The following is a 21,963-nucleotide window of genomic DNA, read 5'->3' as shown; positions in this document are numbered from 1 at the left end:
GAGGAACACCAGTCCACAAGCGTCTCGACCTGTGGGCGCGGTTCCGGCTCGATTACCCCCGCATCCGGGCGTAACCAAGAGCCCACCAGCGCCGAGTCCGGTCCCGCCACGGACTCGAACAGCAACCGCTCAACTCCGGCGGCGCTGTCAGGGACTGGTACCTGACTAAACATCTGTCCGTCGATTCGCAGGATGACATTGCCGTCACCGGTAATCACCGTGCTGTTGATCGCGACACCGACGGCCCCAGCACCCGACACGTCGAGGTCACTAACGGACGAGGGGCTAGGCGGCCGAGAGCTAATCACGAATGGTCATCCCGTGAACGCTCCATCACATTGTGATCACCCGAAATTACCGTGCTTCCGACGGCCCATCCCACCGAGCCGGGCCCGGAAGCCGTCACACTCCCCGAAGGAGTGGGCCGATTAGCAACAGTGCCCGCCTCCTCCCTCACCCCTGCCACAGCACCTGTTCGCTCAGCACCGGCAGCGGAGAGTCCAACCGGACGGCGCCACGCCAGCACAGCAGCGATCAGGCCCGCCGCTGAGACGAACAGACTGATGATCGTTGCCCACCAGGACGCCCGCTCCAGCCCTTGACTCATGAAGTAGCTGATGAGCCACGAGAGCCCCGCGCCCAACAGCACCAGACCCATGCCAAAGATCACCCAGCGTCGAGAAGTCATTAACCCATCATCACTGATCGCACCCCTGGGTATCCATCCACTAGCGAGCGGGGTCAGTGGTTTAATCACCCGACCTAGGGTCGTCCGAAACGTCAGGAAAAGTCGGACAAGCCGAAGAGATAATCGATTGCACGCCGCGTGCGTTCCTCACTGGCCGGCATCAGGTGCGTGTAGACCCGGAGCGTGAACCCAGGATCGGCGTGCCCGAGGTACGACGCGAGTGCCTTGATGCTCTCCCTCGCGTCGAGCAGCGACGAGGCGTAGAAGTGCCGTAGCGCGTGCATCCCGGTGGCCCGGGTCGGTGTGATGCCGGCCGCCACCACGGCGGGACGCCAACTCTTGTTATCGAAGGTGCGCCGGTTGATCGCACCCCGCCGCGCAGAAGCCCCGCCAAGCCATCGAACGACCGTCAGGACAAGGCGATGCGCCGCGCCGAGTTGGCGGCTACTGACCCAAGACTCAGGGCGTCTCCAGGGCGTCAGGGCGTCGTCAGGGCGTCAAACGGCGCCCGATGTTGACCATGAACGACCATCGACACCCGAACATGGAACCAGCTCAGAGCCTTGATCAGGTCCCTGAGCTGGTGGGCGACGGACGAGTCGACCTGTACGCCGGATTCTGTGCGCGGCGCGTACCCCGAGGGGTTTGCGCCGGCGGCGGCCATCCATCTCGGCCTGCCGTTGCCGGCAGGCTCCAGCGGCCTACCCGCAGACATCGGGCGGGCAGCCCTCAAGCGTCTGCGCCGGGTCGTCATCTTGCGGTGACGGCCCTTGCTTGGCCTTGCTCCGGGTGGGGTTTACCAAGCCACCCCGGTCACCCGGGGTGCTGGTGGGCTCTTACCCCACCGTTTCACCCTTACCGTCCCCGTTGGGGTCGGCGGTCTGTTTTCTGTGGCACTGTCCCGCGGGTCGCCCCGGGTTGCCGTTAACAACCACCCTGCCCTGTGGAGTCCGGACGTTCCTCGGCGGCGGGCCGAAGCCCGCCGACGCGGCCGCCCGGTCGACTCGTCCGTCGCGCTCTCATCCTAACGACGCCGCCGGCGCGCCTATTGCCGCCCCGCAGGCGGGTGCCCGCGCAGACCTGCCCCGCAGTCGGGCCTTCGACAGACCCGGCCCGCTGGGCAGCGCGCCGTGAGGACGGACGTTGGGTAGCGAGCAGTCAGTTCACGCTGATTGTCACGACACCGGTTCCGGCGTACGCCTTCGGCAACTCGGTGAGGACCGGACGCCCGGTGGGCCACTCGGCGTCGGGACGTCCCAGCGCGGCGGCATGGGCTAGCTGCCAGTCCACACCTTGACGTAGCAGACGCCCCACCAACAGAGCGGTCGCGTAGCCCAGCTCGACGACCTCCAGCGCTGGTAGGGCACCGATGTGCTCTCCCAGGGCCGGGCGGGCGGAGGTGGCCGCGGCAAGGCAGAGTGCCGGCACGTGGACGTGCCGCCTCGCGTCCCTGTGTGCGGTGACCACGAGCCCCGAGAGCGCCGGGTTGCCGGCACCGAGCGCGAGCAGCGCCGTGTGGTCGAGGATGACCGCAGCCTCGGTCACGCCGCCCGCCGGCCATCTTCGGCTAGAGATTCCGGGACATTGCCAGCCTCGACGGCCGCCCAGACGTCCTCGCCCCGGGTGAGGTCGTCGGCGGTGAGGTCAGAAGCGATCTTGAGCCGGACGTACTGCTCTGCGCGCGCCGCGCGGTCGCGCAGTTCGTCGGCGGTGAGTACCGCCTGGGTGAGCTGGGCGACGAGGTCCCGCATCGTCGTTCCACGTTCGTTCGCCAGGAGCGCCAAGCGGTCACGTACCTCGGTGTCGACTTTGATCGTGGTATCCACGACCGGAGTATACGACCGGTATACCGCTGGCCTGTTCCGCCTCGCCGGCCAGCTCACGACGGGTTCGGCGCGCGTACTAGCCTCGTGGGGCTATGGATCTCTCCCACGCCGCGCTGCTGCTCGCCGCCGGTCTCGCCGCTGGCACTGTCAACGCGGTGGCCGGTGGCGGATCGTTGATCACCTTCCCGGCGATGATCGCGATCGGGTTGCCCCCGGTGCCGGCGAACGTCAGCAACTCCGTTGCGGTCTTCCCCGGCTACCTGGCCAGTGTGGCGGGCAGCCGGCAGGATCTGCCGCGTCCCCGGGCGCTGGCCACGCTCGTTCCTACCACCATCGTGGGCACGATCGTCGGGGCGTTGCTGCTGTTGGCCACTCCGGCCCGCGCGTTCGAGCTGGTCGTACCCTTCCTGGTTCTCGGCGCGACAGCGGTCCTGGCCTTCCAGGACCCGCTGCGCCGGCTGGTCGGTCACCCCCGGGACCTGTCGCCACGCCGACGGACGGTCGCGGTGCAGACGATGGTCGCGCTCGGCGCGGTGTACGGCGGGTACTTCGGTGCGGCGCTCGGGGTGATGCTGGTGGCCGGGCTGGCCCTGGTGCTGGACGCGACCCTGGCCCGGGTGAGCGCCATCAAGAATCTGCTCTCCGCGGTGGTGGGGTTGACGACGCTCGTGGTGTTCGCAGTGTTCGGCCCGTTGAACTGGGCGGCGGTCGCGGTGGTCGCGCCCGCCACCCTCATTGGGGGGTACGCGGGCGCCCGGCTCGTCCGCCGGCTGCCGCCGGTGGTGCTCAAGACGGTGATCGTGGTGTTCGGTACGACGATCGGCCTCTACCTGCTCTGGCGCGCCCTGCACTGACGCGTCAGTAGGTCTCGCCGACGGGCTCGTGTTCGGTGTCGGCGGCGGCGCGGTTCCAGCGGGACCAGAGCACCCGCTCGCCGTAGCCGGCGGCCATCAGGTGCGCGAAGGCCAGGTAGACCAGCACGCCGACGGCGAGCACCCCGAAGCCGACCCAGAACGGCAGCGCCAGCGACTGCTCGGCGAGCTTGCCGGAGATGATCGGTGCCGGCGCGGCGGCGCCCCAGCGGACCAGGTTGAACGCGCCGGTGGCGACGCGCCGGTCGCTGGAGCCGAGGCCGAGCGCCAGGTCGGTGAGGTTGGCGTTGGCCAGGCCCATGCAGAGTCCGGCGAGCACCAGCACCACGAGCGCCTCGGCGGTGCTGGTGGAGGTGGCGAAGAGGACCATGCAGACCAGCAGCCCGGCGATGGCCACGCCGACGGTCTGTACCGCGCCGATGCGGTGGGCCAGCCGGTGACCGGTCACCATGATGCCGGCGGCCAGGCCAAGACCCCAGCCGGTGAAGGCGAGCCCCAGCGGGATGACGTCCAGGCCGAGGAAGAGCGGCGTGTAGCCGAGCACGACGAAGAACACGAAGTTGTACGCGGCGGTGACCACGCAGAGGGCGATGAACGCCGGGCGGCGGTAGGTGGCGAAGATCTGGCCGACGCGTACCGGGGCCTGCCGGTTGGTGGGCTCGCGGAGTTTGCGGGAGGCCACGCCGAGGGCGAGGACCATGAAGACGCCGCAGACGAAGAACGGCAGCCGCCAGCTGACCTCGCCGAGCAGGCCGCCGATCAGCGGTCCGACGGCGAAGCCGAGGCCCAGCGCCGTCTCGAACAGGCCCACCACCCATTCCCTGTCGACGGCCAGGTTGACCAGCACCACCATGGCGGTGGCGAAGAACATCGCGTTGCCCAGCCCCCAGACGCCGCGCAGCACGGAGAGCTGGACGATGTTGTCGCTGAACGAGGCGAGGATCGCGGCGAGGCCGACCACGGAGACGCCGGTGATGAGCACCGGCTTGAAGCCGAAGCGGCCGCTGGCCAGCGTCGCCGGGATCATGCCAAGGGCCATGACCGCGATGTACGCGGTGAACAGCAGCTCGACCTGCCAGGCGGTGACGCCGATCGCCTCGCCGATGGCGGGCAGGATCGGGTCGACGACGGCGATGCCGGCGATGGCGAGGAAGGCCACCAGCGTGGTGGCGTAGATGGCACTGCGGTTCGGTTCGGAACGCCGATCCACTCCGACTCCTCAGATAGCTGTATCGTACAGGTATTTATTCTGTGTGATACAGCTATGAGCGACGACACTGACGAGAGCACCCTCGGCCAGATCGAGACCGAGGTGGCCCTGCTGATGCGCTTCGGCGAGGCCACCCGGCGGGCCACCGGCACCGCCGAGCACCGGGTGCTGGACCGCGCGGCGTACGTCATCCTGCGCCACCTGGCCGACGCCGGCCCGCAGAACGTCTCGGCGCTCGCCGCCCGGCTCAACCTGGACGGCTCGACGGTCACCCGACAGGTGTCCGCGCTTCAGCGCGACGGCCTGATCACCCGTACCCCGGACCCGTCCGACGGCCGCGGCACTGTCATCTCCCCCACCTCGACCGGTCTGCAACGGATGGCGGCCGTCCAGGCCGCCCGCACCCGGCTCTATGGGGACATGCTCGCCGACTGGACCACCGATGACCGGGAGACCCTGGCACGGCTGCTGGGCCGCCTCAACCAGGCCCTGGTGGATCGCAACCGCCGCCGCTGAGCGCGCGGCGGTCTCGTCGTCTGGCTCACCGCGCCGGTCGGGCCGCCCGAGAAGCTCTTCTACAACCAAGATCGCGCAGGATCCATGTTGTAGTGGCCTGCCGCGCGGCCTGACACCACTACAACAATGATCGAGCACGATCTTGGCGGTGAACCCGCCGAGCCGGCCCGACCGGTTCTCAGGCGAACGTTCGCCGCGCCCACGTGCGGAAGTCGGTGGCGGGCAGGCCGAGGGCGCGGGTCATCTCCGGACGGGCCGGGCTCCCGTTCTCGTTGATCTGCTCGACCGCTTTGACCATGGCGGGCAGCAGGCCGCGCTCAACGGCTTCCTGCGGGGTGAGCACGGGAGCGGTGATCCCCCGGCCGGTGACCTCGCTCAGGGTGGCCGCGACCTCGGTCATGGTGAGCAGGTCGCCAGCGAGTTCGACGTCCTGGCCGTCGAGCTTCCCCGGGTTCGTGAACGCGATCGCCGCAGCCTCACCGATGTCGTCGACGGCGATCCACGGCATCCGCGTGTCAGCGGCGAAGCCGGTGATGATCGTGCCGCTGGACCAGTCCCCGAAGAGGTAGGACCAGCCGACCAGGTTCTCCATGAAGGTCGAGGGCTTCAGGATGGTCCAGTGCGCGAAGCCAGCAGAGCGCACCATCTCGTCGATGGCCGCCTTGCTCTCCCAGTAGTGGCGGTCCCACCGGCCCTCGGCCCATCCGGGCTGGTTGCGGTGGTAGTCGCCGGCACCCGAGACGCTGCTGTGCACGACGTGCGACACACCGGCCCGGCGCGCCGCCTCGACGACGTTGCGGCCGCGGGTCACCTCGGCGTCGCCCTGCATGTCCGTCACGTCGGGGTACGGGATGGAGAAGAGGCCATCCATGCCGTCGGCCGCGGCGAACAGCGACTCCGCGTCGTCCAGGTCGCCGGTGACCAGTTCGGCACCCCGGTCCCGCAGAGCCTGGGCGCTGTCGGCGCCGGGATCGCGGACCAGGGCACGGACCGGGACGCCCTTGTCGAGCAGGGCTCGGGCCGTAGCCCCGCCCTGCTTACCCGTCGCGCCGATGACGAGAACAGCCACGATGCCTCCTGAGAAACAAGTGGGGTGATCCCCCACTTTCAGTCGGCTACGATACGGGGGACCACCCCATTTCTGCAAGGCGGGCCATGAGAGCGGACGCGCAGCGCAACTACGACCTCGTCGTCACGGCGGCCTCCGAGGCGATCGCCCGCGACGGCGCGTACGCCTCGCTGGAGGAGATCGCGCGATCCGCCGGGGTCGGTTCGGCGACCCTGCACCGGCACTTCCCCACCCGGTGGTCGCTGCTTCAGGCGGTCTTCCGCGGGTGCGTCCGCAACCTGGCGGCGCGTGCCGGAGATCTGCTCGCCGCGCCGGACGCCCTCGACGGGCTGACGACCTGGCTGCACGAGGTCACCGCGTACGCCACGACAACCCGCGGCCTCGCGGAATCCCTCCTGAACGAGCCCCCCGAGGAGACCGATGCCTGCGGCGCGATGCTCGTCTCCGCCGGTGAACCGCTGCTAGGCCGAGCCATCGACGAGGGTTCGGTACGGCCCGACGTCACCATGGCCGACCTGATGATCCTCGCCAACGGCATCTCACTAGCGGCGCAACCGATGGGCGCGCCCAAGGCGGAACAACTGCTGACCCTCGCCCTCAGGGGCATCGGGTCAGCCGGCCGACCGTAGCTGTCCGCCGCAAACTCCGTCGATCATGGAGTTGTGGTGGGGGACGACTGCCGTGAACAGTCATCAACCAGGCACCACAACTCCATGATCGACGCGGAAGGGCCGGGGCCCGGGGTTAGGCGACTGGTTCTCGGGTTGGGTCGGCGTCGCGTTCGGTGCCCGGGGTTACGCGGGGGTCGCCCTCGTCGGCGAAGTAGTCGTCCGGCTCGGTGCCGTCGACTCCTTCCTCGACCTTCGCAGCCCGCAGTGCCAGCGTCACCAGCGCCGCCACGGCCAGGTTGACCGCCACCGCCACGATGCCGACGTAGATCGTCTTGGTGGTGTCGAAACCGAACTCCGACAGCGGGAACGCGGAGCCGCCGAAGTGCTTTCGGGTCGGGCTGGCCACCTGGTAGAGCATCCACATGCCCAGCCCCATGCCGGCCACCCAGCCGACGATCAGGCCGGTGCGGTGGAACCAACGGGTGTAGAGGCCCAGCGCCACCGCCGGCAGCGTCTGCAGGATGATCACGCCACCGATCAGTTGGAGGTCGATGGAGAACTGCGGGTCGAGGAAGACGATGCAGGCCACCGCGCCGACCTTGACCACCAGCGAGGTGATCTTCGAGACGTTCGCCTCCTGGGCCGGGGAGGCGTCCCGCTTCAGGTACTCCTTGTAGATGTTGCGGGTGAACAGGTTCGCCGCCGCGATCGACATGATCGCCGCGGGCACCAGCGCACCGATGCCGATCGCCGCGTACGCGACACCGGCGAACCAGTCCGGGAACTGCTGGTCGAACAGCAACGGCACGACCGTGTTGTTGTCCACCGAGCCGGCCGAACTGCCGGGCAGTGGCTTCACGCCGGCCGCGATGGCCATGTAGCCGAGCAGCGCGATCAACCCGAGCAGCAGGCTGTACGCGGGCAGCGCCGACATGTTCCGCTTGATCACGTCGCGGTTCCGGCTGGCCAGCACACCGGTGATGCTGTGCGGGTAGAGGAAGAGCGCCAACGCCGAGCCGAGCGCCAGCGTCACGTACTGAAGCTGGTTGTTGCCGTTGAGCAGGATGCCGTCGTTCGGGTTGGGCGAGGCGTCGAACTTCGCGTCCGCGGCGGCGAAGATGTCACCCCAGCCGCCCAGCTTGTACGGCAGGTAGATGACCGCCACCAGGATCACGATGTAGATCAGGCTGTCCTTGACGAACGCGATCAACGCGGGCGCGCGCAACCCCGACTGGTACGTGTAGGCGGCCAGGATGGCGAACGCGATGATGATCGGCAGGTGTCGGGCCAGCGCGTTGTCGCCGGTGACGCCCATCGTCTTGAGCACCGCCTCGATGCCGATCAGCTGCAACGCGATGTACGGCATGGTGGCCACGATGCCGGTGATCGCGATCAGCAGCGCCAGCACCGGCGAGTCGAACCGGTTGCGGACGAAATCGGCCGGCGTGACGAACCCGTGCCGGTGCGACACCGACCAGAGCCGCACCAGCACCAGGAAGACCAGCGGGTAGATGACGATGGTGTACGGCACGGCGAAGAACCCGGCCGCGCCGGCACCGAACATCAACGCCGGCACCGCCACGAAGGTGTACGCGGTGTAGAGGTCACCACCGACCAGGAACCAGGTGATCCAGCCGCCGAAGCTGCGCCCGCCCAGCCCCCACTCGTCCAGGTGCGCCATGTCCTTCGGTGCCCGCCACCGGGCCGCCACGAAGCCCATCACACTGACCAGGAGGAACAGCAGGGAGAAGACGATGATCTCGGTGAGATGGTCGCGCCACATCAGCGGCCTCCCCGCTTCTTCGTCATCTGGTAGACCAACGTGGTGGTGCCGACGCCGAGCAGGATGAAGGCCAGTTGCAGCCAGTAGAAGCGCGGGAAGCCGAAGACCCGGGGCGAGTCGCCATTGAAGAACGCCGGGATCAGCGGCACCACGATGGGGATGAAGAGCAACCAGTTCCAGGGGCTGTGGTCCTTTGCCCTGGTCGGCGCCGTGGGCGGCGCCTCCGGTTCGGGTGCAGCCATCTGACACACCTCCGGGGAGTCGTGGCTTTCGATGCAACGGCCGGAGGCTATGACTTTGTGATGGGCGTCACGTGACCCGTTTAGAAGGTGCTGCGCCGAACGGCTGGTGGCCTGCGCCGAACGGCGCAGGCCACCAGCCGAAGGGTTACCGGCTCAGAGGGCCGCGAGGTGGGCGGTGTCGTTGACAGTGCGCACCGCCACGCCGCCGTCCGGCCACATGTCGAACACCGAGATGCCGGCCGCGTCCAGGAAGAGCCGGTGCAGGAAGCCGTCGCCGGCGGCGAGGGCGTCACGCAGCACCAGCTTGATCGGCGAGACGTGCGAGACGACCACCACCGTCTCACCGGGGTACGCGGTGAGCAGCCCGCTGATGACGCGGTGCGCGCGTTCGGCGACCTGGATGAACGACTCCCCGCCCGGCGGCGCGATCCGGGGTGAGGCGAGCCAGGCGTCCATCTCCCCCGGCCACTGCTGGCGCACCTCGGCGAAGGTGCGCCCCTCCCACTGGCCGAAGTCGCACTCGATCAGGTCGTCCTCGGTGCGGACCGGCACGTCACCGAGCGCCCCGGCGATCGACGCCGCGGTGGCCGTACACCGGGACAACGGTGAGCTGAGCACAGCCGCGACGGACGGGGCCAGCTCGGCCACCCGGGCGGCCGTCGCCTGCACCTGGGCCCGGCCACGCTCGGAGAGCGGCACATCGCCGCGCCCGGAGTAACGCCCCTGCTCGGTGTACGGGGTCTCGCCGTGCCGGACCAGGATGAGCCGGGTGGCGGTGAAGGTCGGCCGTGGCTCCCAGGAGGCCGGCGCGGTCGCCGGGTCGCTGCCGACGATCGGGGCGGCGGGCGTCGTCGAGGGCTGGCCGGCGGCCGGCGTCGTCTCGGGACGGCCGGGGGCCGCGGTCGCCGACGGACGACCTGCGGCGGCGTCCATGGCGGCGTTGGCGAGGGCGTCGGCGTGCCGGTTCTGCTCGCGCGGAATCCAGCTGAACCGGACCGCGCTGAACCGGCCCACCAGCGCGGCTGCCTGGGCGGCGAGGGGCCGCAGGCCGGGGTGCTTGATCTGCCACCGGCCGCACATCTGCTCGACCACCAGCTTGGAGTCCATCCGGACGTCCACCTCGGCGGCGCCCAGCTCGGCGGCGGCGGTCAAGCCGGCGATCAGGCCCTGGTACTCGGCGACGTTGTTGGTGGCCGTGCCGAGCGACTCGGAGCGCTCGGCGAGCACCTCGCCGGTCTCCGGGTCGCGGACCACAGCGCCGTAGCCGGCGGGGCCGGGGTTGCCCCGGGACCCACCGTCGGCCTCCATGGAGACCACGCGCGGCGCCACGACCTACAGGCCCGACTCGTTGGTACGGACCATGATCCGTCGGCAGTCCTCGCAGCGGACCACGTCATCGGGGGCGGCCTTGCGGATCCGGGCCAGGTCGGCGCCGGACAGGTCCAGGCGGCACCCGCCGCAGCGGCCCCCGGTGAGCAGCGCGGCACCCAGCCCGGTGTCCTCGCGGATCTTGTCGTAGAGGTTGACCAGATCGCTCGGGAGATCGCCGGCGAGCGGCTGACGGGCGCCCCGCTTGAACTCCTCCTCCTTGGCGATCTCGGCCAGCGCCTCGTCGCGGCGCTGCTCGGTCGCGGCCCGCTTGTCCCGGGTCTCGGCCAGCCGCTGCTCCACGCCGTCCAGTACGCCCTGCGCGGTCTCCCGCTGCTCCATCAGCTCCAGCTCGGCGTCCTCCAGGTCGCCCTGGCGGCGCTTGAGCGAGACCAGCTCGTGCTGGAGCGCCTCCAGCTCGCGGGCCGGGCCGGTGCCGGCGGCCAGCCGGTTCTCGTCCTTCTCCTTGCGGGCCCGGACCTGCTCGACGTCCTTCTCCAACCGGGCGATGTCCCGGTCCAGGTCGTCCACCGCCACCTGGGCGCGAACCCGCTCGTCCTCCATCGACGACAGCTCCCGGGCCAGCGACTCCAGCTCGGCCCGCTCGGCAAGCGTTCGCCTACGGTGGGCGAGCTGGGCGAGGTTGGTGTCGATCGCCTGGAGGTCGAGCAGGCGGCGCTGCACCTGAGGGTCAGCCTTCACGGTCGGGCTCCTTGTCGTCCACAACGGGTGCGGCGGCGTGCACGGTCCACGGGTCGGTGTCCAGGTCGGACACCAGCGTCTCGACGTCCAGCGCCTCCCTGAGGAAGGCGGCCAGGTCGTCCAGCCACGGTCGTTCGGTCGCCCAGTGGGCGGCGTCGATCAGGGCGGGACCATCGGCGGCGAGGTGCTCGCCGGCCGGGTGGTGCCGCAGGTCGGCGGTGAGGAACGCGTCCACCCCGGCGGCGGTCGCGGCGCCGAGGAAGCTGTCCCCCGACCCGCCGCTGACGGCGAGGGTACGAACCATACGCCCGGGATCCCCCGCCGCGCGAACTCCCCAGGACGTGACGGGGAGCACCGCCGCCGCGTGCCGGGTCAGCTCGGCGAGGGTCATCGGCTGGGGCAGTTCGCCGACCCGACCGAAACCCCTGTCGTCGCCGTGAGCGGGCGAGCCGGGCGCGGGTCGTTGGAGTGGGCGCAGACCGGTGAGCCCGAAGCGGGCGGCGAGGGCGTCGGAGACGCCCGGGGAGGCCACGTCGGCGTTGGTGTGCGCCGCGTACAGCGCCGTCCCGGCCCGGATCAACCGGTGGATGATCCGCCCCTTGAACGTCGTCGCGGCGACCGACGACACCCCGCGCAGCAGCAGCGGATGATGCGAAACGATCATGTCCGCTTCGGCGGCGAGGGCCTCGTCGACCGTCTCGGGCACCACGTCGACCACGCAGAGCACCCGGCGGACCGGAGCGGCCGGCTCACCGAGCACCAGGCCCACCCGGTCCCACTCCTCCGCCCAGACCGGCGGAAAGCGCCGTTCCAGCGCGGCCACCACGTCGCTGACTGTGGGGGCGGATCCGCTTGTGCTCACGGCGGGCCAGCTTACCGGCGTCGGGGCGGCCGGGCGGTGACACCCGGCCCGGCCGCGTCGGGTGGAAGATCTGCCGGACGCGCTACGCGGCGCTCCAGGAGACGGTCTGCAATGCGGCCAGCGGCATCGCCCAGGGGAAGGCGTGCAGGTGCTGCTCCCCCGTTCCGGGCGGGTGCAGGGCGATCACATCGTCGCCGAAGAGCACCGTGACGCCCCACTCGGCCAACCGGGCCACCCCGGCACGAAACGCCGGGTGGCAGGCCATCGCCGCGTTCGTGTACGGCACCGCCACGATGGGGACGCCCTTGCCCTGGGCCTCGACCAGCAGCCCGAGCGCCAGCGTGTCGGTGATCCCGGCGGCCCACTTGTTGACCGTGTTGACGGTGGCCGGGCAGACGATCATGGCGTCGGCGGGCGGCAGCACGTCCGGGTCACCGGGGTTCTTGTAGTGAGTCCGCACCGGGTGACCGGTCTGCCGAATCAGGGCCGACTGGTCGACGAACTTCGCGCCGTCCGGCGTGGTGACCACGCAGACGTCCCAACCGTCCTGTTGGGCGAGGTCGACCAGACGACCGACGTGCCGGGCCAGCGGCGAACCGCAGGCGATGACGTAGAGCACCTCACGGTGCCCGCTGTTGTGCGCTGTACCGGCCATCAGACCGGCTCCGCGCTCATACCCCTACTCCCATGTGCTCAGCCAACTCCGCTACCGGAGAAGGCGGCGCACCACGTGTGCGACGGAGGATGTCGGACATCACCTCGTGCGCGATCGGCCGGCAGCGGATCTCCGACGGGGCGAGCCGATCACCGAGCAGCAGCATCTCGCCGGCGTTCGCCACGTCACCTATCTGGGCGTAACCGCGGGCGATGTCGAGCAGGTGGTGGGCGCGGCGCTCGGGCAGCAGCGCGTTGAAGGCGGGCTCCGCGATGCGCAGCTGGTGCACCTCCACGGCCCGCCCCCCGTCGCCCAGCTCCACGGCGGCGGCGGCCCGGTGCAGTTCGACATTGGTCGGGCCGAACGACGTCCAGTAGTGGTTGTAGTCGCCGCCGAGCAGTGTGGCGGCCTCCTGCGCGCAGTTGATCAGGTCGTCGACGCTGGCCGAGTCACCGATGCGGGACGCGGCCATCGCGCCCTGGAGCAGCAGCATCCCGTAGACGGAGAGGCGGGCCGGGGAGACCGCGTTGCTTCCACCCGGTGCCAGCCGGTTGGCGATCTGGACGTTCAGCTCCAGCGCGGGACGGGCGCGCCCCATCGCGACCAGGGCGTTGCACACCCGGGTGGTGGCGATCCCGGCGAGCAGCGGGTCGTCGGCCCGTTGGGCCACCGCCATCGACCGGTCGGCGGCCAACCAGGCGAGCTCGCACTCGCCGAGCTTGCGCAGCACCGAGGAGGCGATCTGGTAGACCTGCCCGAGCAGGTGGGCCGCCTCGGCGGCCTGCTCACCGCCGTAGGCGGCGTCGGCCGCCTGAGCGTCGCGCAGAAGCTTCGGCAGCGCCCGGGTGAGCATCCCGTAGCGGCCGTACTGGTAGGTGAGCCAGGCGTGGTTGACGGCCTTGCGCATGTCGTCCATCGGCGGCGGGTACGGCGCCGCGTCGAAGTACGCGCTCATCGAGTCGTAGCGTTCCAGCGCCGCCCGAATCTCCTGCACCTCGACCTGGTCGATGCAGTTGAGGGCGTCGGCGCGCCGCTCCGGGTCCTTGCCCATCAGCAGCTGCACGTCCATCTGGAGGATGTCGGCGATCTCGTAGAGGACGGAGAACTTGTCCAACCGGCGGACGCCACGTTCGACCTTGTCCACCCAGCTCTTGGACTTGCCCAGCCGGTCCGCGAAGACCTGCTGCGACATCTTGCGCCGCCCCCGCCAGTAGGCAACTCGCCGTCCTATGGGTAGCTCGTCCATCTCCCCATCCTCCCCTGCCACCGACAACCAATCGAGTCGGGGCGATGTCCGCGGGTGCGGCGACTGCCGTTCGTGTTCAGGTTTTGGCTGGTCGCACAGGATGTACGTCAGCCGGACAGGTAGTCCTCGTACTTTTCGTGCAAGTTGCACGGGCCGTTCGTCAACCTCAACGATCGTGGGTTACGGCAGTGACGGTGCTCGACATGCGACCTGGCGAACGCCGGGCCCGACGAGAGGAGTTGGCACACATGTGGGGGAATGTCGTACCGCGCGTTGCCGAACTGTCGCCGCTGGAACGGGTCCGGCTGCGCCGGGTCGCCATCCGGTACGCGGTACACGGCTGGGAAGTCACCCCGGGCGCCTGTCTGGCCCGTAGCCGCTTCGTCTGCGGGCGGGCCGGCTGCCCCACAGTGGGCTGCCACCCCGCCCTGGAGAACTGGGAACTGGCCGCCAGCGCCGACCCGGCCCGGGTGGCGACCTGGTGGCGGAACCGACCGCACGGGGTGCTGCTGCCCACCGGCCGGGCCTTCGACGTGCTGGAGGTGCCCGCCCACCTCGGCCGGCACGTGCTCGACGCGATCCAGATCCACCCGGCCGGCACCGGCGTACGCGGGCCGGTGCTGGTCACTCCCACCGGGCGGTGGATGTTCCTGGTCCGCCCCGGCGACCCGCTCAGGCCGGAGCTGGAGCACTGCTTCCACGTGGTCCGGCACGGGCCGGGATCGTGGATCCCCGCGCCGCCCACCCGGCTGCCGGAAGGCACGGTCCGCTGGGCGGTCGCCCCGGAGCAGGCACGCTGGCAGCTTCCGGATTCGTACCTCGTGCAGAACACGTTGATCGGGGCGCTGCGCGCCACCGGGGTGACGCTCGCCCCCGACCTGCTCCCCGGTCACCTGCCGCTGCCCCGACGCGGCATGTGAAACCGGCCCGGTCGAGGATTCGATCCGGTGCCCGACAGCGTCGCCGAGGCGTCGGTCCTCGTTGACAGGGGGACGGTGCGAACGCGCGCCACGAACGGGGGAACGATGTCCACAAACGACAGAGCGCCTCACCCCGGCGGCACCGAGCCGCCCCGGCGCAGCCACCGGGGGCGCCGCTGGGCCGGCACCCGACCGTCCGGGTCCCGCCCCGGCCGCCCACGCCCCACCGGCTCGCGCCCAGCCGGCACCCACCGCCCCCTCCGCTAGTCCGCCGCCGCAACCCTCTCCCCCAGCCCTGCCTGCCCGCCCGCCCCCGCTCACCGCGATCTTGCACTTGCTGTCCCGACAATCTCCACGCAAAGGGACAGAACACCAACCGAGAATGCAAGATCGCGGGCGCGAGAGGGCGTGCGGGGGGCGCGGGGGCGTGTGGGGCGCGGGCTAGTCGGTCAGGGGGAGTTCGAACGAGTGGTACTCGCGGGCGTTGTCGGTGATCACCGCGTGGGTGTGGTCGTCCAGGCGGGCCAGCCAGTTGAGGCCGGGGGTGCCCATGGCCAGGGCGGCGGTGGCGTACGCGTCGGCCACCCCGAGGTCGGTGCCGACCACCGTCACCGAGCGCAGCCCACTGGCCGGTGCGCCCCGGCGCGGGTCCAGCACGTGCCGGCCGCGTTCGTACACGCCGGACGTGGCCACCGCCAGATCGGTCCCGCTGAGCACCAGGCAGGCCGCCATCGCGTCCCACGGGTGCCGGATACCGATGCGCCACGGTTCCCCGGACGGCGACAGACCCCGCACCCGTACGTCGCCGCCAGCGTTCACGCAGTGGTTGACGGCACCGGCGGCGACGAGGCGGTCCGAGGCGACCTGGGCGGCCCAGCCCTTGACGAAGCCGGACGGGTCGAGCCGACCGGTGGCGTACGCGTCGAAGAACCCGTCGGTGGCACCCCAGAGGTCGGCGCAGGTCTCCAGCACGAACCGCAGGTCAGCTGACGCCTCGGAGAGCAGCACCTCACCACGGTCGAAGCGACAGACCTCGCTGTCCGGCTGGTAGGTGCTGAACCGACCGTCCACCTCGTGCATCCAGGCGAAGACCTCATCCGCCAGCTCGCGCAGCGTCGCCGGTGGCAGGTCGTCGGCGAGGTCCAGTGTGATCGTCGTACCCATGATCTGTTCGACCCGGCACAGCCCGGGTCGGGTCAGCGTGGCCCGCACGTCAGAATGCCTGCTCGATGGCGGACCGCAGCGACTGCTTGTAGGAGTTGCTGGTCTCGGTGGCGCCGGAGACGGTGTTGAGGTTCGCGTTCTGCTTCTGCACGACCTCACCGCCCCTGCCGTCGTAACGGTTGCGGACGTCGCCGCTGTGGATGTCGGATTCACCCCCGCTGGGCAGCGACAGCGCGACGGCTTCGACGATCCGGTTACCCGAGACGACGATCTGCACCTGCACGTACCCGTACTCATTGTCGAAGCCGTTGCCGGTGACCCGGCGGGTGGTCGACTGGGGCGCCTTGGTGGTGGTCCGGGGTGCGGCCTTCGTGGTGGTGCGGGTGCCGGACGGACGGGCACTGCTCTTCGTGGGTTTGGGCGACGTGGACGCGTCGGCGGTCGCCGACGGCTTCGGCGCCCCGCCCGACGGGTCGGCGCTCGGCTCGACATCCAGCGGAGTGGGGTTGACCGGCTGGGCGGTCGGCAGGTTCTGGGCGACCTGGCTGGTGCCTGGCGAGCCCTTGAACACCACGAGCGCGGTGGTGCTGGCGGCCAGGCCGGTGATCGCGAGGAGCGCGCGACGCATGGGGATGCCCTTCCTACAGCTCGAACGTGGCAAGGTGGATCTGCCGTCGGGGCACGCCGGCCCGCCGCAGCGCCCGCACCGACTGTTCCACCAGACCGGGGGGCCCGCACAGGTAGACGTCGCGCCGGGCCACGTCGGGCACCAGTTGCCGCAGCCCGTCCGGGCTCATCAGCTGGCGGGGGCCGGGGTCGTCGCGGGAGCCGATGACGTACCAGATGGAGGTGTCGCGTTCCTGGGCCAGCCAGTCCAACTCGCGGCTGAGCAGCACGTCGGCCGGTGTGCGGGCCCGGTAGATGAGCGCCGCGCCCGGCGGCAGCTCCTCCAGCATGGCCCGGATCGGCGTGATGCCGCTGCCACCGGCGATCAACAGCGCCCGCTCCCCGAGCCGGTGCGCGGCGGTGAAGGTTCCCGACGGGCCTTCGGCCCAGACCCGGGTGCCCGGTTCCAGGTCGCGCAGGTCGGCGGTGTGGGTGCCGACCACCTTGACGGTGACGCGCAGCCAGCGGCCGTTGGCGGCGGCGGAGACGGAGAACGGGTGCGACTGCCACCAGCAGCCCCGGGTGAGGAACCGCCAGCGGAAGTGTTGGCCGCCGAGCATCGCCAGCCGGTCGAGCCGCTCCCCGGTGAGGTAGATGGAGATGGTGTCGGTGCTCTCGGCGACCACGTCGGCGACCCGCAGCTTGTAGCGCAGGTTGAACGTTAGCGGTGCGATCACGCGGCCCCAGAGCAGGGCGGCGACCACCAGCAGGTAGAGCGCGATCCAGCCGGTGCGCACCGGGCCGGGCCGGTAGAGCTGCGCGCCGTGGGTGAACTGGTGGCCGAAGCCGAGCAGCAGGATCAGGTAGCTGGACAGGTGCAGCAGGTGCCACATCTCGTAGGGCAGCGCCCGCCGGATCGCCCGGATGCTGCTGAACCCGACGAGCATCATGATGCCGGTGGCGACGAACGCCGAGACCATGTCCTCGTAGTCGCCGAGCAACGTGCCGACCTCGGCGAGGATCGACTGATTACGCAGGTCGGCGTAGCCGACCAGGATCAGCGACATGTGCGCCAGCACGGTGACCAGCAGGGTGGCGCCGATGTCCCGGTGCCAGCGGGCCATGTGCTCGCCGCCGATCCACCGTTCCAGCACCGGCAGTCGGCTCATCATCAGCACCTGCACCAGCAGCAGGTAGCCGGCGACCAGGCCGGTGATCCGGCCGGCGGAGGTGACGGTGGCCGCTGTGGTCCGCAGCGATCCGGCCGGGGTGCCCAGCCACCAGGGCACCACGCTGGCGAGCAGGCCGACCAGGAGCAGCACGCCCAGCAACCGTCGGCCGCCGGGCCCGCGCCGGGCCGGGATCTGCGGGGGTACGGGCGCAGCCGACCGGCCGCCGTGCCGGGACGAGGTCCCGGTACGACGGCCGGCGGCGTGGGTGTGCGGGTACGTCACGCGTACAGCTTCATCGGGGCGTACTTCTGGCGGGGGAAGACCTTGTCGACCTCCGCGTTGGTGAGCCCGAACCGGCCCTGCGCCACCGCGCCGTAGACGTTGAACATGTTGTTGTACTCCGGCACGTCACCGGAGTCCAGCTTGTCCAGACCGTTCCAGGTGCCGAGCAGCGAACCGGCCAGCTTCTTGCCGGACAGCAGGGTGACCACGCCGCCGTGCCCGTGGTCGGTGCCGTTGTTGTTGGAGCCGACCCGACGGCCGAACTCGCTGGACACCATGATCGTCACGTCGGCGGCCTTCGGGCCGAGGTCGGTGAAGAAAGCGGCCATGGCGTTGGCCAGCTCGTTGAGCCGGCGGTGCAGCTGGCCGCCCTCGCGGGTGCCCTGGTTCTCGTGGGTGTCGTACCCACCCATGCCGACGGTGGCGACCCGGACGTTGGCGCCGCCCTTGATCAGCTGGGCGAGTTGCTGGAACGCGTTGCCGACGCCCTCGTACTTGACGCCCTCGGCGGGCTGGTACGGCTTGGCGGCGAGCTTCTGGGCGGTGGCCAGCGCGCCCATGCCCTCCTGCACGGCTTCCTCGACCGGGTGGTTGATCCCGGTGAAGAGCCCCTTGATGGCCTTCTCGGTGGCGGCCCGGAACCGCTCGTCACCGTTGAGCCGCAGGGAGCCGACGTTGTTCAGGGAGATCGCGCCGTTGTTGCCGACCAGCGAGCGGGGCAGCGTGCTGCCGATGCCGACGCTGCGGAACGCGGTGCCCTTGCCCAGGTTGTCGACCAGACCGTCGAGCCAACCCCGACCGCCGGTCTCGTTGGGCAGCCCGCCCAGGTTGCAGGCGTCGGCGGCCTGGAAGTGGCTGCGGGACAGCCGCTCGTCGGAGACCGCCGGGATGAAGCCCAGCTGACCGGCCGTGAGCCACTTCTCCAGCGGCTTGAACGCGCTGGTCAGCTTGAAGCCGCGGCCCAGGGACAGCGAGTCGTTGCCGAGCAGCAGGTCGGGCCGGGCCTTGTTGAGCACCGCGTCGTTGTCCGGCGCGATCAGGCTCAGGCCGTCCAGCCCGCCGTAGAGGAAGACGTGGATCAGGGTGCCGGTCTTGGTCGCCGCGAACGACGCCGAGGTGGTGACGAACTGGGCGGTGGCCAGCGCGGTGGCGGTGGCCGCGGCACCGGCGACGAAGGTCCGCCGGGTCACGCCGCGACCGTCCTGCTGGGCCTCCTCCAGGTTCTCCAGGGTGCGGTACCTGTCGAACTCGGCGGCGTTCTCGGCGGCGACGATGTCCGCCTCGGCGCGCAGCAGAGCCTCGGCCGGGTTGTCGGCCAGCCGGCGCACGTCGGGGCATTCGGGGTGCAGGGGGAAAGAGTTGTACACAGTCTTCTCCATCGGGTGCCTCACCGGAGGTGGTGCTGGGGGGAAGCGAGGATCGCCCGCGCGACGGCGGTGATGGCCCCGTTGAACGTGGCGTCGACCTTGGTGGTCGCCGCCACACCGGCCACGCCGAGGATGAGGTTCTTCTCCCGCGTGCTCAACTTCTGGCCTACCAGCCGCTGGGAGAGCGCGTCCACGTACGCCCCGGCCGTCGCCGGTGGCTTGGCGACCAGCTTCTCCGGCGCCGTGTACGTGAAGGTGGTGCGGTAGCCGGCGAGGATCTCGCCCGCCTCGTTCCAGCCGTTGACCATCGTGCCGGCCGAGGTCCAGGCGACGTAGACGTCCGGGTAGCCGTCCGGGGTCGGGTGACCCATCGGGGACTGGCCCAGCTCGCGCATCTTGTCGTGGATCTGGCGCAGCCCCCGGGCGTACGCGGTGCGCTTGCTGTCGCCGTTGTTGTGCTTCGGCGACGCCTCCGGCGAGACGCCCAGGGTGCGGTACGTGGCGACCAGGTACTCCATCGGCCGGCGCACCTTCTGGCCCACCCCGGCCCAGAACTCCGAGGAGCAGAACAGCGTCATCAGGACCGGCTTGATCATGCCCTTGTTCGTGGTGTACGTCTTGGCCAGCCGGTCCACGAGGGACTTCGGCGGGGTGTCCGAGACGAACCGGGTGGCCAGGCTCTGCGCCACGTACTTCGCCGTCGACGGGTGCGTCGCGATGTAGGTGATGTACGCGTCGATCGCCGCTTCGGCCTTCTTCGGGTCGGCCGAGTTGTTCGCGTGGGTGAAACCGAGGATCTTCACCTTGCCGACGTAGTGCTGCTCGGGGCGGAAGACGTACTTGCCCTTGTCGTCGACACCGCGGCCGGTCTGCAACATGGCGGCCTGCCGGACGTCGGGCTCCTTGTAGCCGCCGTCGACGCCGACCGAGTAGAGCTCGAGGTTCTCCCGGGCGAGGTTCTCGTTGATCGCGTCCTTGCGGGAGTCCTTCTGGTTCAGGTAGATCAGCAGCGCCGGGTGCTTGTTCGCGGCGACCAGCATCTCCGGGTAGCTGCCCAGCGCGTGCTTGCGCACGACGTCCTGGTCGAACGAGTTGCGGTACACCTCGCCGCCGTCGAAGTCGGCGGCGACGTGCAGGAAGTCGTTCCAGAAGTCGACCATCACCTCGAACAGCTGGCGCTTGGACCAGATCTGCCGGGCGATGGTGGCGTCGACCATCTCCCGCTCGGGGTGGGCGTCCTGCTCGTTGAGCTTGTCCCGCTGGTCGCGCAGCTGCTGCACGGAGAGCTTCTGGGTCGGCAGCTCGGCGAGCTTCAGCTCGCCCTTGCTCGGCTCCAACTTCCCCGGGTCCAGCTGGGCGCGGATCCAGGCGTCCATGCCCTCGCGCTTGATGTCGGCGACCACCGCGGGCGTCACGCCGAAGGTGGCGCGCCGGGCCAGGTGCAGGATCGGGTCCTTGGCCAGCACCGTCTTCACTGTCACAGTGGTCGCCGCCGCGGCGGCGGCCGGGCCGGAGAAGGTCCGCCCGCCGGCCGGCGCGTTCTTCTTCAGCGCCTCACCGGCCCGGGAGCCCATGTAGCTCTCGTTCTGCTCGGTGTAGGTACGCACGGTGCTGGGCTGCTGGCCGCTGGGCCGCGCCGCGGTGCCGTCGGTGACCGTGCTGCCGGTCGCGTCGCCGGCCACCGCGTCGTCGCCGAAGAGGCCACGGATCTGCGGGGTCATGGCGAGCGCCGCGCCACCGGCGACGACGGCGGCGGTGCCGCCGAGGGCCACCATCGCCTTACGTCGGCCGACCTTGCGATCCGGCTCGTTGTCATCGTCGAGGGTGGGCAGTCCGGTGCCGGCCGGTCGCGCCGGGGCCGGGCGGCCAAGGCCCTCCGGGCCGACCCACTGCGGACCGCGCGGAGCGGGCGCGGGCTGCCCGGCGTACTGCTCACGCGGGTCGGCCTGCGCGGCGTAGCCGCCCTGGTAGGGGTGGGGCGAGTCGTAGCCGTAGGGCGCCGGCGGGTGGGGGTCGCCGTAGCCGTCAGCGCTGGGGTGCTGATGTCCGTCCCAACCGCGGTCGTCCCGCGGTCGACGTGGTGGCACATTCTGGTCGGCCATGTACCAATCCCGATTTCTGATGAGCGCCGGAAGCTGCTACCGGGCAGGTGCGGCAGGTGCGGCGACTGTTGCCTGAGGGGGTTGCTACGGCAAAGTAACCAAGGCCCCAGGGCCCTTCAAGGTGGCCGGAACCCACTCGGGAGGGCACTTAAGACAGCGTTCAGTGCGACCTCGGCGGCGGGCGGAGCAACGGACCCGCCCGCAGAGCTTCCCAGCAGGGCGTACGCGCGCCAGCCGAGCACGGATCGGACCTCGACGCCGTACCCGACGGTTTCGGCGTCGTTCACCACCAAAGGCAAACTTAAGGTTCAGGTAAGCCGGACGTGAACCGTGCTCGCGTGGAGGAAAAGTAGCAGCAGCGGGCGAGCGTGAGCCACCACCGCAGCGGGTATGCCGCCGAACCGCTGAACGCGTGAGGGGAAGGCAGCGCCATGCTCAGCAAAGAGGATCAGCGCAGATTCGACCAGATCACCCGTCAGCTCCGGGAAAGTGACCCGGCCTTCTTTAAGCGGCTGGACCACCGGGCCCGAGCCCGCAGGGGCCGCTACCTGATGTTGTTGACCATCGTGCTGTGGGCGTCGCTGCCGGCGATAGCCGTGTTCGCCGGTCGACTCACCGGCGCGATCTGCGCGGTGGTGCTGGTGGCCAACGCCGCCATCATGTGGCGGTTTCGCCGCCGCTGGACGTGACTGTTGAACCG

The 21,963-nt window shown here is 70.3% G+C and carries 22 protein-coding genes and 1 other RNA gene; 5 read left to right on the top strand and 18 right to left on the bottom strand.

Features of this window, described 5'->3' with window-relative positions; all coding sequences use genetic code 11:
* Positions 1-780 precede the first annotated feature (780 nt).
* The 4 genes from ABZU43_RS24765 to ABZU43_RS24750 all read right to left on the bottom strand — a co-directional run bounded on the left by ABZU43_RS24765 (position 781) and on the right by ABZU43_RS24750 (position 2,514).
* Positions 781-1,101 (bottom strand): tyrosine-type recombinase/integrase, encoded by a 321-nt coding sequence (locus ABZU43_RS24765; RefSeq protein WP_355008895.1) that lies wholly within the window; start codon positions 1,099-1,101, stop codon positions 781-783.
* 178 nt (positions 1,102-1,279) lie between these two features.
* An RNA gene (rnpB, locus tag ABZU43_RS24760) (RNase P RNA component class A) lies at positions 1,280-1,695 on the bottom strand.
* Between the two features lie 151 nt (positions 1,696-1,846).
* Positions 1,847-2,233, bottom strand: coding sequence for a hypothetical protein (locus ABZU43_RS24755; protein ID WP_355008857.1), 387 nt, complete (start codon positions 2,231-2,233; stop codon positions 1,847-1,849).
* Positions 2,230-2,514: a hypothetical protein gene (locus ABZU43_RS24750; protein ID WP_355008856.1), complete on the bottom strand. Its 285-nt coding sequence runs from the start codon at positions 2,512-2,514 to the stop codon at positions 2,230-2,232. The genes ABZU43_RS24755 and ABZU43_RS24750 overlap by 4 nt, the downstream gene beginning before the upstream one ends.
* Positions 2,515-2,606: 92 nt before the next feature.
* On the opposite strand from ABZU43_RS24750, the gene ABZU43_RS24745 reads away from it, so the two are divergent.
* On the top strand, positions 2,607-3,368 hold the full coding sequence (locus tag ABZU43_RS24745) for a sulfite exporter TauE/SafE family protein (protein ID WP_355008855.1): 762 nt from the start codon (positions 2,607-2,609) through the stop codon (positions 3,366-3,368).
* Positions 3,369-3,372: 4 nt separating this feature from the next.
* Here the strand turns inward: ABZU43_RS24745 and ABZU43_RS24740 are convergent, their stop codons facing one another.
* Positions 3,373-4,596: an MFS transporter gene (locus ABZU43_RS24740; RefSeq protein WP_355008854.1), complete on the bottom strand. Its 1,224-nt coding sequence runs from the start codon at positions 4,594-4,596 to the stop codon at positions 3,373-3,375.
* A gap of 54 nt (positions 4,597-4,650) precedes the next feature.
* Between ABZU43_RS24740 and ABZU43_RS24735 the strand changes: the two genes are divergently transcribed.
* Positions 4,651-5,112 carry a MarR family transcriptional regulator gene (locus ABZU43_RS24735; protein WP_355008853.1) on the top strand — a complete coding sequence of 154 codons (462 nt, stop codon included), beginning with the start codon at positions 4,651-4,653 and terminating at the stop codon, positions 5,110-5,112.
* 178 nt (positions 5,113-5,290) lie between these two features.
* Here ABZU43_RS24735 and ABZU43_RS24730 read toward each other — a convergent pair whose 3' ends face one another.
* A complete protein-coding gene (locus tag ABZU43_RS24730) occupies positions 5,291-6,181 on the bottom strand; it encodes an NmrA/HSCARG family protein (protein ID WP_355008852.1) in 891 nt (296 codons plus the stop codon).
* An 86-nt stretch (positions 6,182-6,267) separates the two neighbouring features.
* Between ABZU43_RS24730 and ABZU43_RS24725 the strand changes: the two genes are divergently transcribed.
* Positions 6,268-6,810 (top strand): helix-turn-helix domain-containing protein, encoded by a 543-nt coding sequence (locus tag ABZU43_RS24725; RefSeq protein ID WP_355008851.1) that lies wholly within the window; start codon positions 6,268-6,270, stop codon positions 6,808-6,810.
* Between the two features lie 115 nt (positions 6,811-6,925).
* On the opposite strand, the gene mctP is transcribed toward ABZU43_RS24725, so the two are convergent.
* From mctP to ABZU43_RS24690, 7 genes are all read right to left on the bottom strand, one after another.
* Positions 6,926-8,575 (bottom strand): monocarboxylate uptake permease MctP, encoded by a 1,650-nt coding sequence (mctP, locus tag ABZU43_RS24720; protein WP_355008850.1) that lies wholly within the window; start codon positions 8,573-8,575, stop codon positions 6,926-6,928.
* On the bottom strand, positions 8,575-8,817 hold the full coding sequence (locus ABZU43_RS24715; protein WP_091409411.1) for a DUF3311 domain-containing protein: 243 nt from the start codon (positions 8,815-8,817) through the stop codon (positions 8,575-8,577). Before ABZU43_RS24715 ends, mctP begins: the two co-directional genes overlap by 1 nt.
* 153 nt (positions 8,818-8,970) lie before the next feature.
* The gene (locus tag ABZU43_RS24710; RefSeq protein WP_355008849.1) at positions 8,971-10,146 is read right to left on the bottom strand and encodes a bifunctional RNase H/acid phosphatase; all 1,176 of its coding nucleotides are present in this window, start codon (positions 10,144-10,146) and stop codon (positions 8,971-8,973) included.
* A gap of 3 nt (positions 10,147-10,149) precedes the next feature.
* A complete protein-coding gene (locus ABZU43_RS24705; protein ID WP_355008848.1) occupies positions 10,150-10,887 on the bottom strand; it encodes a C4-type zinc ribbon domain-containing protein in 738 nt (245 codons plus the stop codon).
* Positions 10,877-11,749, bottom strand: coding sequence for a Nif3-like dinuclear metal center hexameric protein (locus ABZU43_RS24700; protein WP_355008847.1), 873 nt, complete (start codon positions 11,747-11,749; stop codon positions 10,877-10,879). The genes ABZU43_RS24705 and ABZU43_RS24700 overlap by 11 nt, the downstream gene beginning before the upstream one ends.
* 82 nt (positions 11,750-11,831) lie before the next feature.
* Positions 11,832-12,404, bottom strand: coding sequence for a flavoprotein (locus tag ABZU43_RS24695; RefSeq protein WP_355008846.1), 573 nt, complete (start codon positions 12,402-12,404; stop codon positions 11,832-11,834).
* Positions 12,405-12,420: 16 nt separating this feature from the next.
* Positions 12,421-13,650 (bottom strand): helix-turn-helix domain-containing protein, encoded by a 1,230-nt coding sequence (locus ABZU43_RS24690; RefSeq protein ID WP_355008845.1) that lies wholly within the window; start codon positions 13,648-13,650, stop codon positions 12,421-12,423.
* Positions 13,651-13,898: 248 nt separating this feature from the next.
* On the opposite strand from ABZU43_RS24690, the gene ABZU43_RS24685 reads away from it, so the two are divergent.
* Positions 13,899-14,570: a bifunctional DNA primase/polymerase gene (locus ABZU43_RS24685; RefSeq protein ID WP_355008894.1), complete on the top strand. Its 672-nt coding sequence runs from the start codon at positions 13,899-13,901 to the stop codon at positions 14,568-14,570.
* 441 nt (positions 14,571-15,011) lie between these two features.
* Here ABZU43_RS24685 and ABZU43_RS24680 read toward each other — a convergent pair whose 3' ends face one another.
* The 5 genes from ABZU43_RS24680 to ABZU43_RS24660 are packed head-to-tail and all read right to left on the bottom strand — an operon-like array spanning position 15,012 to position 21,263.
* On the bottom strand, positions 15,012-15,734 hold the full coding sequence (locus ABZU43_RS24680) for an FAD:protein FMN transferase (protein WP_355008893.1): 723 nt from the start codon (positions 15,732-15,734) through the stop codon (positions 15,012-15,014).
* Between the two features lie 49 nt (positions 15,735-15,783).
* Positions 15,784-16,362, bottom strand: coding sequence for an FMN-binding protein (locus ABZU43_RS24675; protein ID WP_355008844.1), 579 nt, complete (start codon positions 16,360-16,362; stop codon positions 15,784-15,786).
* Positions 16,363-16,375: 13 nt separating this feature from the next.
* A complete protein-coding gene (locus tag ABZU43_RS24670; protein WP_355008843.1) occupies positions 16,376-17,794 on the bottom strand; it encodes a ferredoxin reductase family protein in 1,419 nt (472 codons plus the stop codon).
* Positions 17,791-19,173: a DUF1501 domain-containing protein gene (locus ABZU43_RS24665; protein WP_355008842.1), complete on the bottom strand. Its 1,383-nt coding sequence runs from the start codon at positions 19,171-19,173 to the stop codon at positions 17,791-17,793. The genes ABZU43_RS24670 and ABZU43_RS24665 overlap by 4 nt, the downstream gene beginning before the upstream one ends.
* An 8-nt stretch (positions 19,174-19,181) precedes the next feature.
* A complete protein-coding gene (locus ABZU43_RS24660; protein WP_355008841.1) occupies positions 19,182-21,263 on the bottom strand; it encodes a DUF1800 family protein in 2,082 nt (693 codons plus the stop codon).
* Positions 21,264-21,694: 431 nt separating this feature from the next.
* On the opposite strand from ABZU43_RS24660, the gene ABZU43_RS24655 reads away from it, so the two are divergent.
* Positions 21,695-21,952 (top strand): DUF3040 domain-containing protein, encoded by a 258-nt coding sequence (locus ABZU43_RS24655; RefSeq protein ID WP_355008840.1) that lies wholly within the window; start codon positions 21,695-21,697, stop codon positions 21,950-21,952.
* Positions 21,953-21,963 lie beyond the last annotated feature (11 nt).

The organism is Micromonospora sp. NPDC005205 (assembly GCF_040608275.1).
Classification (GTDB): domain Bacteria; phylum Actinomycetota; class Actinomycetes; order Mycobacteriales; family Micromonosporaceae; genus Micromonospora.
The sequence above is the reverse complement of the archived record's forward strand: the minus strand, read 5'-3'. Positions and strand labels throughout refer to the sequence as shown.